This window comes from Nocardia asteroides, from assembly GCF_900637185.1.
GTDB classification, from domain to species: Bacteria; Actinomycetota; Actinomycetes; order Mycobacteriales; family Mycobacteriaceae; genus Nocardia; species Nocardia asteroides.
Window position 1 is genome coordinate 1,413,321 of sequence record NZ_LR134352.1, and the last position, 12,425, is coordinate 1,425,745.

The 12,425-nt window shown below is 67.3% G+C and carries 12 protein-coding genes; 6 read left to right on the forward strand and 6 right to left on the reverse strand.

Annotation, left to right across the window (positions count from 1 at the left end):
* Window positions 1-70: 70 nt before the first annotated feature.
* The 5 genes from pstS (at window position 71) to EL493_RS33840 (ending at window position 4,589) form a co-directional block, all read left to right on the forward strand.
* Window positions 71-1,180, forward strand: coding sequence for a phosphate ABC transporter substrate-binding protein PstS (pstS, locus tag EL493_RS06795; RefSeq protein WP_019044861.1), 1,110 nt, complete (start codon window positions 71-73; stop codon window positions 1,178-1,180).
* 91 nt (window positions 1,181-1,271) lie between these two features.
* Window positions 1,272-2,249, forward strand: a complete 978-nt coding sequence (pstC, locus tag EL493_RS06800) for a phosphate ABC transporter permease subunit PstC (RefSeq protein ID WP_019044862.1) — start codon at window positions 1,272-1,274, stop codon at window positions 2,247-2,249.
* Window positions 2,249-3,154 carry a phosphate ABC transporter permease PstA gene (gene pstA, locus EL493_RS06805; RefSeq protein ID WP_019044863.1) on the forward strand — a complete coding sequence of 302 codons (906 nt, stop codon included), beginning with the start codon at window positions 2,249-2,251 and terminating at the stop codon, window positions 3,152-3,154. The genes pstC and pstA overlap by 1 nt, the downstream gene beginning before the upstream one ends.
* Window positions 3,155-3,173: 19 nt before the next feature.
* Complete coding sequence (gene pstB / locus EL493_RS06810; protein ID WP_019044864.1) at window positions 3,174-3,950, forward strand: phosphate ABC transporter ATP-binding protein PstB; 777 nt, start codon at window positions 3,174-3,176, stop codon at window positions 3,948-3,950.
* A 300-nt stretch (window positions 3,951-4,250) separates the two neighbouring features.
* A complete protein-coding gene (locus EL493_RS33840) occupies window positions 4,251-4,589 on the forward strand; it encodes a helix-turn-helix domain-containing protein (RefSeq protein WP_126405601.1) in 339 nt (112 codons plus the stop codon).
* Window positions 4,590-4,801: 212 nt separating this feature from the next.
* On the opposite strand, the gene phoU is transcribed toward EL493_RS33840, so the two are convergent.
* From phoU to dusB, 4 genes are all read right to left on the reverse strand, one after another.
* Window positions 4,802-5,464, reverse strand: coding sequence for a phosphate signaling complex protein PhoU (phoU, locus tag EL493_RS06820; protein ID WP_019044865.1), 663 nt, complete (start codon window positions 5,462-5,464; stop codon window positions 4,802-4,804).
* A gap of 274 nt (window positions 5,465-5,738) precedes the next feature.
* A complete protein-coding gene (locus tag EL493_RS06825) occupies window positions 5,739-5,966 on the reverse strand; it encodes a hypothetical protein (RefSeq protein WP_019044866.1) in 228 nt (75 codons plus the stop codon).
* Window positions 5,967-6,169: 203 nt separating this feature from the next.
* Window positions 6,170-8,227 carry an LCP family protein gene (locus EL493_RS33495; RefSeq protein WP_019044867.1) on the reverse strand — a complete coding sequence of 686 codons (2,058 nt, stop codon included), beginning with the start codon at window positions 8,225-8,227 and terminating at the stop codon, window positions 6,170-6,172.
* Between the two features lie 193 nt (window positions 8,228-8,420).
* Window positions 8,421-9,584: a tRNA dihydrouridine synthase DusB gene (gene dusB, locus EL493_RS06835; RefSeq protein ID WP_030200600.1), complete on the reverse strand. Its 1,164-nt coding sequence runs from the start codon at window positions 9,582-9,584 to the stop codon at window positions 8,421-8,423.
* Window positions 9,585-9,880: 296 nt separating this feature from the next.
* Here dusB and EL493_RS06840 point away from each other — a divergent pair, with 296 nt between their 5' ends.
* A complete protein-coding gene (locus EL493_RS06840; RefSeq protein ID WP_019044869.1) occupies window positions 9,881-10,462 on the forward strand; it encodes a hypothetical protein in 582 nt (193 codons plus the stop codon).
* 61 nt (window positions 10,463-10,523) lie between these two features.
* Here EL493_RS06840 and EL493_RS06845 read toward each other — a convergent pair whose 3' ends face one another.
* Both EL493_RS06845 and EL493_RS06850 read right to left on the reverse strand, forming a co-directional pair.
* The gene (locus EL493_RS06845) at window positions 10,524-11,480 is read right to left on the reverse strand and encodes an acyl-ACP desaturase (protein WP_030200599.1); all 957 of its coding nucleotides are present in this window, start codon (window positions 11,478-11,480) and stop codon (window positions 10,524-10,526) included.
* 227 nt (window positions 11,481-11,707) lie between these two features.
* Window positions 11,708-12,304, reverse strand: a complete 597-nt coding sequence (locus tag EL493_RS06850; protein ID WP_019044871.1) for a DUF937 domain-containing protein — start codon at window positions 12,302-12,304, stop codon at window positions 11,708-11,710.
* Window positions 12,305-12,425 lie beyond the last annotated feature (121 nt).

Below are 12,425 nucleotides of genomic sequence, written 5' to 3' on the forward strand. Positions count from 1 at the left end.
GCGATCCGCACCCCCAACTCGCCCGGGCCGGTGAGGGACCGAGCGAGTCGTCAGCAATGTCGGAGGAAAAGTGAACTTCAAGCGCACCAGTGCCCTGGTCGGTGTCCTCGCCGTGGGCACCATGACCCTGGCGGCCTGTGGCAGCGACGACAACGCCACCGCCGGCGGCAGCGACGCCAACACCAGCGTCGACTGCGGCGGCAAGAAGGCGCTCAAGGCGTCCGGCGCCTCCTCGCAGAAGAACGCCATGGAGCGCTTCGTCGCCGCCTACGAGCAGAACTGCGACGGCTACACCCTGAACTACACCTCCAGCGGCTCCGGCGCAGGCGTGAACGAGTTCATCGGCGCCCAGACCGACTTCGGTGGCTCCGACTCCGCGCTGAGCTCGAAGAAGGAAGAGCCGGCCAAGGCCCAGGAGCGCTGCGGCGCCCCGGCGTGGAACCTGCCCACCGTCTTCGGCCCGATCGCCATCACCTACAACGTCGACGGCGTGACCGACCTGGTCCTCGACGGCCCGACCGCCGCCAAGGTGTTCAACGGCTCAGTCGCCACCTGGGACGCCCCGGAGATCAAGGCGCTGAACCCCAACGCCAAGCTGCCCTCGGAGAAGATCGCCGTGATCTTCCGCTCCGACGAGTCGGGCACCACCGACAACTTCCAGCTCTACCTCGACGCCGCCTCCGACGGCGCGTGGGGCAAGGGCGGCGGCAAGACCTTCAACGGCGGCGTCGGTGAAGGCGCCAAGGGCAACGAGGGCACCTCGGCCGCGATCAAGAACACCAAGAACTCGATCACCTACAACGAGTGGTCCTTCGCCAAGGCGCAGAACCTGTCGATCGCGCAGATCATCACCTCCGCGTCCAAGGACCCGGTCAAGCTGTCGGCCGAGACCGCCGCCAAGTCGATCGACGGCGTGAAGGTCAAGGGCGAGGGCAACGACCTGGTGCTCGACACCAGCTCGTTCTACAAGCCGACCGTCGCGGGCTCCTACCCGATCATGATGGCGACCTACGAGATCGTGTGCTCGAAGTACGCCGACGCCGACACCAGCAAGGCCGTCAAGGCGTTCCTGACCTCGGTCGTCACCAACGGCCAGAACGGTCTCGCCGACGCCGGCTACGTGCCGCTGCCGGACGCGTTCAAGACCAAGCTGACCACCGCGATCAACGCCATCTCCTGATCGCTTCCTGGCCATGACCATGCACCCCGAGGTGACCGCGGTGGGCTCGTCGAATTCGACGAGCCCACGGGCGGCCGGAGATACTGCGAATATGCCGACCGAACCGAAAATCGACAAGGCCCCTGAGTCGGGTCGCGTGGGCCGTCTGAACGCCGAGACGGTCTTCCGGTGGCTGGCCACCGCTGCGGGTGCGACGATCGTCGCGGCCATCGCGTTGATCGCACTGTTTCTGCTGATCCGCGCGGTGCCGTCGGTCCAGGCCGACGAGGTCAACTTCTTCACCAGCACCGAGTTCGCCACCGGCGACGCCAATCACCTGCGGTTCGGCATCCGCGATCTGTTCATGGTGACCGTGCTGAGCTCGATCTTCGCGCTGATCATCGCGGTGCCGATCGGCATCGGCGTCGCGCTGTTCCTGACCCAGTACGCGCCGGCCCGGCTGTCGCGGCCGTTCTCCATGCTGGTCGACCTGCTGGCGGCGGTTCCGTCCATCGTGTTCGGTCTGTGGGGCGTGCTGGTGCTCGCGCCGCAGATCGGCCCGGTGCAGGAATTCCTGAACCGCAATCTGGGCTGGTTCTTCCTGTTCTCGCACACCGAGGGCGGCGTCTCGATCAACAGCGGCGGCACGATCTTCACCGCGGGCATCGTGCTCGCGGTGATGATCCTGCCCATCATCACCTCGGTCTCCCGCGAGGTGTTCGCGCTCACGCCCCGCGCCCACGTCGAGGCCGCCCAGGCCCTCGGCGCCACCAAGTGGGAAGTGGTGCGGATGACCGTGCTGCCCTACGGGCGCTCCGGTGTGATCGCCGGATCCATGCTCGGTCTCGGCCGCGCGCTCGGCGAGACCATCGCCGTGCTCATCGTCCTGCGCACCGCGACGGTGCCCGGCGAGTGGTCGCTGTTCGACGGCGGCTACACCTTCGCTTCCAAGATCGCCTCGGCGGCCTCGGAGTTCAGCGCACCGCTGCCGACCGGTGCCTACATCGCCGCCGGCTTCGTGTTGTTCGCGCTGACCTTCATCGTCAACGCGCTGGCTCGGCTGGCCGCCGGTGGAAAGGTGAACGGCTGATGACCACTACCTCGACCCTGGACAAGCCGGTCAAGGCACCGACCTTCCGGCATGTCAGCACGAATCGCCGGATCCGCAACAACGTCGCCGCCGGCCTGATCACCGCGTGCTTCGGCATCGCGCTGATTCCGCTCGGCTGGATCCTGTGGCTGGTCGTCAGCAAGGGCCTGACCGCGATCCTCAGCTCGGACTGGTGGTTCAACTCGCAGAAGGGCATCCTGCCCGACCAGACCGGCGGCGGTGTCTACCACGCCATCTACGGCACGATCGTGCAGTCCGCCGTCGCTTCGCTGATCGCGGTGCCGCTGGGCGTCATGGCCGCCATCTACCTGGTCGAATACGGTCGTGGCCGGCTCGCCCGGGTCACCACCTTCATGGTCGACATCCTCGCCGGTGTCCCCTCCATCGTGGCCGCGCTGTTCATCTTCGCGCTGTGGATCGCCACCTTCGGCATGCCCCAGAGCTCCTTCGCCGTCTCGCTGGCGCTGGTGCTGCTGATGCTGCCCGTGGTCGTGCGCAGCACCGAGGAAATGCTCAAGCTGGTGCCCGACGAGCTGCGCGAGGCGTCCTACGCGCTCGGCGTGCCGAAGTGGAAGACGATCGTGCGGATCGTCATCCCCACCGCGCTGCCCGGCATGATCAGCGGCATCCTGCTGTCGCTGGCTCGCGTCATGGGCGAGACCGCGCCGGTCCTCGTCCTGGTCGGCTACAGCAAGTCGATCAACCAGAACATCTTCGACGGCAACATGGCCTCGCTGCCGCTGCTGATCTACCAAGAGCTGGCCAACCCGGAGGCCGCGGGCCGCGAACGAGTCTGGGGAGCGGCGCTCACGCTGATCCTGCTGATCGCGGCGCTGTACCTGGCCGCCGCCGGTGTCAACAAGCTGCTCACCCGGAACCGATAGAAGCGAACGGATTACTCAGATGGCCAAGCGGATCGACGTCAAAGATCTCAACATCTACTACGGCGCCTTCCACGCCGTGTCGAGCGTGGACCTGACCGTGCTGCCCCGCAGCGTCACCGCCTTCATCGGTCCCTCCGGCTGTGGCAAGTCCACCGTGCTGCGGTCGCTGAACCGGATGCACGAGGTGACCCCGAACGCCCGCGTCGAAGGCGCGGTGCTGCTCGACGGCGAGGACATCTACGGCGCCAACATCGACCCGGTGGGCGTGCGCCGCACCATCGGCATGGTGTTCCAGCGGCCCAACCCGTTCCCCACCATGTCCATCAAGGACAACGTGGTCGCCGGCCTGAAGCTGCAGGGTGTGCGCAACAAGAAGGAGCTCGACGAGGTCGCCGAGCGCTCGCTGCGCGGCGCCAACCTCTGGAACGAGGTCAAGGACCGCCTGGACAAGCCGGGCGGCGGCCTCTCCGGCGGTCAGCAGCAGCGTCTGTGCATCGCCCGCGCGATCGCGGTCTCGCCCGACGTGCTGCTGATGGACGAGCCCTGTTCGGCCCTGGACCCGATCTCCACCCTGGCGATCGAGGACCTGATCACCGAGCTGAAGAAGGAATTCACCATCGTCATCGTCACCCACAACATGCAGCAGGCCGCGCGTGTGAGTGACCAGACCGGCTTCTTCAACCTCGAGGCCCAGGGCAAGCCCGGCAAGCTGATCGAGATCGACGACACCGAGAAGATCTTCTCCAACCCCACCCAGCGCGCCACCGAGGACTACATCTCGGGCCGCTTCGGTTAAAGCCCGACGAGACGGCCCGTGCACCTTGTGCACGGGCCGTTTTGCTATGAAGAGAGGTTCCGCTGTGTGGGCATGGTACGTCCCGCGGACCAGTCGCAAATGTGTCCCCCGTCACAGTGCTTGTATTTCGATGTCCGGGAACCGAATTCGCGCCGAACGCGTCCAATCATGATGTACGGCAAAAGAGTCGCTGTCCGGAAGTGTAGATCGTCGCAATCGATGGTCCCGGATCAGGCTTCTCTGGTTCAGTCATGGAATTGTGTCGCTACGCTGATACCGCGTACCGACGGGGAGGGCGCAATGAATCTCGATTCGACCGGGTCATGGCCACGTCTGACTTCTTGTGGAGCTTCACGGGGTTCGCATGTTCGCACCACTGCCGATATACCCGAGCTGCTTGTGAGATACCGGGTGCGAGCGAAATTGAGTCAGGAAGAGGTTGCCGAAAGAGCTCAGCTGAGCGTGCGTGCGCTACGGAACATCGAACGCGGCCGCACCAGGTATCCGCATGTCCAATCCGTCAAGCGGCTGACGGCGGCTCTCGGGCTCGACGCAGAGGAAGCGCGCATTCTGTTGACGTCGGTCAACCGGCCCATCGGGAGTCGCAAGCCTGAACTCGGCGGCTCGCCCACCTTTTGATCCGAAGTCGGCCGCGATCGAATATGGGACCGAACATTCTCGGGCCAGCGAACCCAGGCGAGTCCGGAAACAACGACCTGAAGTATTCGCGAGGCGAATTCAGGTGTCGTAGGTATACGCGTGATGACTATGCCGAGGCGGACCGGCGATAGGTAATGCCGGCACCGGACTGGCATTGCCCCGCATTCATGTGAGCGCGGGGCAATGCCAGTTCAGCTCTCGATGTCCTCGTCGGACGGGAGCACGCCGGTGACAAGGAAGATCACGCGGCGGCCGATCTCCACGGCGTGGTCGGCGAAGCGCTCGTAGTAGCGGCCGAGCAGGGTGACGTCGACCGCGGGGGCCACGCCGTACTTCCAGTCCCGGTCCATCAGCAGGGTGAACAGGTGACGGTGCAGGTCGTCCATCGCCTCGTCGTCCTGGTTGAGCTGGGCGGCGCGCTCGGGATCCCGGGTCTCGAGCACCTCCTTGGCGCCCGCGCCCATGTTCACCGCGATGCGGCCCATCTCGGCGAAGTAGCCGTTGACCGACTCGGGTAGCGCGTGGTTGGGATGGCGGCGGCGGGTCACCTTGGCCACGTGCAGCGCCAGCGCGCCCATCCGGTTGACGTCACCGACGATCTGGATGGCGCTCACCACCTGGCGCAGGTCGCCTGCGACGGGGGCCTGCAGCGCGAGCAGGGCGAAGGCCTTCTCCTCGGCCTCGGCGATCATCACCGAGATCCGGTCCTGCTCGCCGATGACCTGCTCGGCCAGGGCGAGGTCGGCTTGCAGCAGCGACTGAGTGGCCTGTTCCATCGCCTGGCCAGCGAGACCGGCCATCTCACCCAGGAGGTTGGCGAGATCGGCCATTTGCTCGTTGTAGATGACACGCATAATTGCAGACCCTAGTGGGTACCGCCGGGTGCTGTCACCCAACGGTAGGTTAATGCCGCATGGCAGTGTTGTGCCAGCTCAGTGGGGGTCGCTACGGGCCGGATCTCGCAGCCGGCCTGCATCTGCTCTCGGCGTGTGCCGATCTCCGTCCTCCTGGACGCAGGCCTTCGCCCTGACCTCACCGACCTACGTCCGCAGGTCGATGAGGTCAGGGGCGGGGCCGTCGCAGCGCCGTGCTGGATGAGGCCGTCGACGAACCCCGCGATAACCCGAACTAGCGGGTGATGACCCAGTAACCGCTGGGCGTTTGCTTGCAGTAGTACGTCATCGGCGGGGCGTCGTAGGTCCCGTTTCGTGTCATCTCCCCGATCGCATCCCAGCATTCACCCGAGGTCTTGTAGAGCCCGTCCATTTCGACGGCACTCGCGACTCCTGGGATCAGGGCGGTGACACCCACAGCTGCTGCTCCGATGACAAGGGCAGCCGAAATCGCCTTCTTCATGTGTTTCCTCCCCAGTTCGACAGCCCGGACAGTAGAGCGTGAAGCTCAAATCCTCTCCGTGGCAATAGTGTTCGGTTGAACTACATGTTTGGACGTAGGGTGGTAACCCCGGGTTCCATCATGTGATCCACTTCACAATCTCTAGGGTGGGGTAGTCGGCGACCCCGCCAGACCGGGCGCTCGGTCGATGGCGGCGTTGGTGCTCAATCGCAGCTGGTGTCGGCGGCGTTCATGTGCTCCAGGTCGGCGGGCAGGGCGACCGGGGCGGCTGTCACGGGCTTCCCGGTTTCGATATTGGGGATTTCCATGCCTACCGAGACGGGCTTGCGGATCTGTCCCGAGTGGTTGGTGCCGAGTACGACCTCGACGATGCCGTCCAGCTCGTCGTTGCGTTCGATGGTCGCGCCGGGAATCGAACTGGCCACCGTCGCCGCCGCGGCCTCGTTTCCAGCGGAGTAGCGGACCAGGGTCGATTCACTGCCCTCGGGATAGTTGCCCACCAGGTAGATGCCGAAGCCGACCGCGCTGAGCTTGTTGGCGGCCTCCTGCGCGACGCCGGCGCGGCCGCTGCCGTTGGAGACGCGCAGCGAGACCGACCCCGGGCTGACAGCGGCAATCTTGGGGGCCTGCGTCGGCGGCGGCTCGGACGAGCTGGTGACCGGTGGTGCGGTCTGTTCGCCGGGCAGCGGCTGGTCGTCGATGATGGCGCGGAAGATCGCCTTGATGTCGGACATCCGCGGGATCTCGTTGCCGGAGGTGGTGGTGCCCGCCGTCGGCGCGGTGATGAAGGTGACCGCACCGGCGCTCACCTTCTGCAACGACCGCCCGAGAAGGATCAGATCCTGGGTGCCGACGCCATCGACGAAGGTGTGCTGACTGAAGGCCTCGACGAAGCCCTGGAGTTTCGCCGGGTCGAGCAGCACTTTGCTCGACAACGCGCCACGAAGCAGTGCCGAGAGGAACTGCTGCTGACGGTGGATTCGGTCGTAGTCGCTGCGCTCCTCGCCGATGACGTGGCGCGCGCGCACATAATTGAGGGCTGTCTCGCCGGTGACGCGCTGCTTGCCCGAGGTTTCGAGGATGGGACCGAGGACACCGTCGATGATCGGCTTCGTGGAGCAAACCTCGACACCGTCGATGTGGTCGACCATGGCCTCGAACCCGGCGAAGTCGATGCCGATGAAGTGGCCGATGCTCAGGCCCGACATCTTGCGGACCACGTCCACCAGGCAGCGCGGACCGCCGACGGCGTAGACGGCGTTGAGCTTGTCACCCAAGAACGCGGGAAACTTCTGATCGGTGTAGGCGTTCTTGTCGTTGTCGAAACCGGAGCAGACGGGCCGGGAGACGTCCAGATCGCGAGGGAAGGAAACGACGACCACACGCGACCGGTTCTTCGGGATGTGCACCAGCATCACCGTGTCGGCGCGGGAGCCTTCGGCGTCGTCGATAGTGCCGGCACCCACCTCGGCATTTGCGCCGGCCCTGGTGTCGGTACCGACGATCAGGTAGTTCTCGTCACCGAGCTGCATATCACCGTCGAGCACGTCCTCGGTGGTGCCGTCGAGGGCGGAGACCTGGGTGAAGCTGTTGTTCGTCGCGCGCAGGTAGCTCCACCCGCCGCCGGTGACCACCAGGGTGAGTACCGCGAAGAAGACGAGTGCGCCTCGGCCGGCCATCCGGGCCTGCTTGCCGCGGCGGTTGCCGTCGGCGGGGCGGCGTGGGGGCGCGGCGCCCGCGGTCTTGGCCGGGCGGGCGCGCTGCGGTGGTTCGGGGGTGACCGCGGGGAGGATGTCGGTGGCGGGCTCTTCGAGCGGGTCGTGCTGGCGCCGGGCAGGCGGGGGCTTGCGCGGGGCGCGGGGCTCGGGGGCCTGGGTGGGCAGCGCGGTGGTCGCGGTGCGGTCGGCGGGGGACTCGGCGCGGTGCGGTGCGCCGGCGATGTCGTCGGCGACGGGGGAGCTGGCGGCGCGCGGGGCGAGGTCGGGGCGCTGGGTGGGGCGGGGGGCCTGTTCGCGGGCCCTGCGGCCGGCGCGGGAGCCGTCGCTGTCGGACCGCCTGCCGCGGCGGGTGCGCTCGCTGTCGACCCGGTCGACGAGGTCCTGGACCGTCAGGGGCGCCGAACCGGCGTCCTGGGTCGCGTCCGCGTGGCGGGAGCGTCGTGCGCCCGCTTCCGGCTGCTCGGTGGGTTCGGCCGTCGGATAGCGCTCCCAGGGGGCGCGACTTCCGGGCCGGGGCGTACGCCCGCGCCGATCGTCACCCACCAACGAACCTCACTTCTCTATCTGCCGCAGCATGCGCGTCATCGTTCGGCCCCACGCCGAACCGGAGCCGAACGATGTCCGCAATGATAACGATTCCGCCACGAGTAGCCACTCCTGTACACAACAGATTCGCTGACGATCTCGTTGCGACGCTCTGACCGGCGGCGGAGCGGGTTGGAAGGGTTGGCGGAATTCAGCCGCCGCTGTGCATGACGTCGGCCGCGGCGGGGACGGTGTCGTCTTCCGGGTCGTCGAGCCAGCCGTCGGGCAGGGAAACCTTGGCCTGCGGGGAGCCCTGCCTGCCGCGCGGGCCGAGCGCGTCGGTGGGGTAGGGGATCGCGGGGTCGAGCTGCCCGACCAGATCCTCGAGCTGGGCCAGCCGGGAGACGGTGGCGAAGCTGCGGCGCAGCTGCGAGCCGACCGGGAAACCCATCAGGTACCAGGCCATGTGCTTGCGGATGTCGCGCATCGCCTTGTCCTCACCGTCGTGGGCGGTGAGCAGGGTGGCGTGGCGGATCAGGATCTCGCCGACGCGGCCGAGGGTCGGTCCCTCGGGGATCGGCTCGCCGCGCAGGGCCGCGCTGAGTTCGGCGAACAGCCAGGGGCGGCCGAGGCAGCCGCGGCCGACGACGACGCCGTCGCAGCCCGTCTCGGCGATCATGCGCAGTGCGTCGTCGGCGGAGAAGATGTCGCCGTTGCCGAGCACCGGGATGGTGGTGACGGCTTCCTTGAGCCGGGCGATGGCCGACCAGTCGGCCGCGCCGGAGTACAGCTGGGCGGCGGTGCGGGCGTGCAGCGCCACCGCGGCGGCGCCCTCGGCCTCGGCGATGCGCCCGGTGTCGAGATAGGTGAGGTGGTCGTCGTCGATGCCGATGCGGAACTTGAAGGTCACCGGGACACCGGCCGGTTCGGCCGCGCGCACCATCTCTTTGACGATGTTGGCGAAGAGCCTGCGCTTGTACGGCAGCGCCGAGCCACCGCCGAGCCGGGTGACCTTGCGGACCGGGCAGCCCAGGTTGAGGTCGATGTGGTCGGCCCAGCCCTCGCCGACGATGATGCGCACCGCCTCGCCGAGCGTCTTCGGGTCGACGCCGTAGAGCTGCATCGAGCGCGGGTTCTCGTCGGCGTCGAAGGACATCATGTGCAGCGTCTTCTCGTTGCGCTCGACCACCGCGCGGGCGGTGATCATCTCGCACACGTAGATGGACGTGCTGCTGCCGAATTCGCGGCACAGCGTGCGGAAGGCGCGATTGGTGATGCCCGCCATCGGAGCGAGCACGACCGGCGGATCGACCGGGTAGGGGCCGATCCGCAGTGCCGTCGCGGCCTCGGGCATCGTCGTAGTCACGCTCGCCATTGTCTCATCACCCGAGGTCGCGACCGAAAACCCCAGGGTGCGATCGATCACGGCCGACGCCGAATGCCCGTCGAGTGGCCCGGTCGAGAGCCCTCCGGCGGCCGATGTGATCGATATCGCTCAGTACCTGTTTCGGGTGGTTACAGCATCACTACGGCGCCGAACGCGGACGGAGTGTGAGCGACGCGACAGCTTTCGGCCGCGGCGGATCGATCCGCCCGCTACGGCTCAGTAACCTGTCACTGCCTGCACCGTCGCACGCGCGGTGCGCTGTCCCCACGCAATCGGAGAAACCCATGGCCGACGACGCCACCGACCTGACCAAGCCCGCCGCCCCCGCCGCCCAGCCGGACCAGGGCACCGTCGCGGTGCGGATCTCGTCGCTGATCGGCGGCGCCGTGATCGCCGTGCTCGCGATCATCGCGCTCGTGCTCGGTGTGCTGCTCGGCTCGGCCCGCTCGCAGCTCTCCGACCTGAAGGCCGAGCAGGCCGACGACGCGAAGGCCGAGCAGGTGGCCCTCGACTACGCCGTCGGCTCGGCGACGCTGAACTACCAGGACGTCAACGCCTGGGTGGCCAAGCTCAAGGCCAACACCTCGCCGGAGCTGTCGAACAAGTTCGACGCCACCGGGACCAAGCTCGAGCAGATCATCGTCCCGCTGAAGTGGACCTCCACCGCCACCCCGATCGCCGCCACCGTGCAGTCGCGCGACGGCGGGGTCTACAAGGTCGCCGCGTTCGTCGACGTGAGCACCACCAACGCGCAGAACCCCGACGGCCTGCGCAACACCGTCACCTACAACATCTCCGTCGACTCCGGCAACGGCTGGAAGATCACCGACGTCGGCAGCACCGACGGCGCCCTGCCCACCAAGTAGCGGCGAAACGACAGCGCCCCGCCCTCCGGACCGGAGGGCGGGGCGCTGGTCGTCGTGGCGGCTAGACGCCGGCCAGCTCGCGCTTCTTCGCTTCGCGGGCGAGCATCTTGTCGCGCTGCTCCTCGAACTTGAGCACGTCCTGGCCCAGCTGGTCCAGGAAGCCGGCCAGGCGCTCACGGGTGGCCTCACCGCGGGCGGTGAAGTCGGTCCGCTCGAAGATGTTCCACTTCTTGAGCACCGGCTGCACGACCTCTTCGAGGTGCTGACGCAGGTCGTAGATGCCGTGCTTGGCCATCAGCACGCCGTTGCGCCGGAAGTTCGGCATGCCGGCACCCGGCATCTGGAAGTTCTCCACGATCAGCGAGATGGCCTCGATCGCCTGGTCGGGGCTCAGGTCGAGGGCCGCGCCACAGAGGTTGCGGTAGAAGATCATGTGCAGGTTCTCGTCGGCGGCGACGCGCTGCAGCATGCGGTCGGCGATCGGGTCGTCACAGACCTTGCCGGTGTTGCGGTGGCTGACCCGGGTGGCCAGTTCCTGGAAGGTCACGTAGGCGACCGAGTGCAGGAAGCCGGCGTCCACCTCGGTGGGGGAGGCGAAGCCGTTGGTCATGTGGATCATGCGGGCGTTCTCGAGCGCGACCGGGTCGACGCCGCGGGTGACCACCAGGTAGTCACGCATCACGATGCCGTGCCGGTTCTCCTCGGCGGTCCAGCGACCCACCCAGGTGCCCCAGGCGCCGTCCTGGGAGAAGTTCTCGGCGATCTCGCGGTGGTAGGACGGCAGGTTGTCCTCGGTGAGCAGGTTGGTGATCATCGCCGCCTTGGCGACCTCGCTGAGCTTGGACTGCTCAGGATCCCAATCGATGCCGCCCATGGCGGCGAAGTTGCGGCCTTCATCCCACGGCACGTAGTCGTGGGGATGCCATTCCTTGGCCAGCGACAGGTGCCGGTTGACGTTTTCTTCGGCAACCGGCTCCAACTCCGTGAGTAGTTCGAGTTGAGTCAGATCCCTTGCCATGTAAAAACCCTTCGCTGTCTGCTTGCGGTCGAACGTCGCGATGCGGCCATACCTTACGGCACCGTAGGTGTGACGCGAAACGCAACAGCACGGATTTCCGCCGAAGTTGAGCAACGCCACAACCTCGTAAGATTCCGCTAGGTGATGCGGACGAGTCTAGGTGTTCGGCCCGCAGCGTAGGGACTATCGCTGCGGGCCGCGCGGTGTTAGCCCCGGTCGGGGAACTCTCAGCGTTTGCCGCCGAGGATGCCGCCCAGGATGCTGCCGAGACCGCCGCCCGCGTTCTTGGCCAGCGCCTCGCCGATCACCCCACCCAGCCCGCCGCTGGAACTGCTGCCGCCGATCAGCCCGCCCAGCAGGTCACCAAGGCCGCCGCCGGAGGACTGCTGCTGCGGCGCGGGCGCCGGCGCGGCCGCGCCACCGCCGGTGAGCTGCTTGGCGACATAGGCCAGCACGATCGGCGCCAGGATCGGCAGCAGCTTGCCGATCAGGTCGTTGCCGCCGGTCCCGCCGGTCCCGCCGAGCGCGCTGATGACGGTGTTCTTCTCGTCGCCGAACACGTTGTCGACGATCTTCTCGCCATCGGCGACGTCGACCTGCTGCAGATCGACGGCGCCCTCGCCCTCGACGAGACCGCCGTGGCTGTCGAGCGCGCCGAGCAGCGAGGCCGCGCCCTGCGGCTCGGCCGCGTTGGCCTGCAGCCCGCCCAGCAGCGTCGGCAACGCGGCCTGGACCGCGTTGGTCGCGGTCGCCTGGTCGACGCCGAGCTGGTCGGCGATCTGGGCGATCGGAACTTGGGAGAGCAAATCATCGAAGGAAGTCATCGGCTCCGCCTGTGTCGAGTGGTGCCCGGTACAGCCCGGGTCGGGCTCAGGGTAGAAGACCGACCGGGCCGTACCCCGCGTTTTCGGCGGCGTCTGCGGTGGGCGCGTCGCCACGTGACGT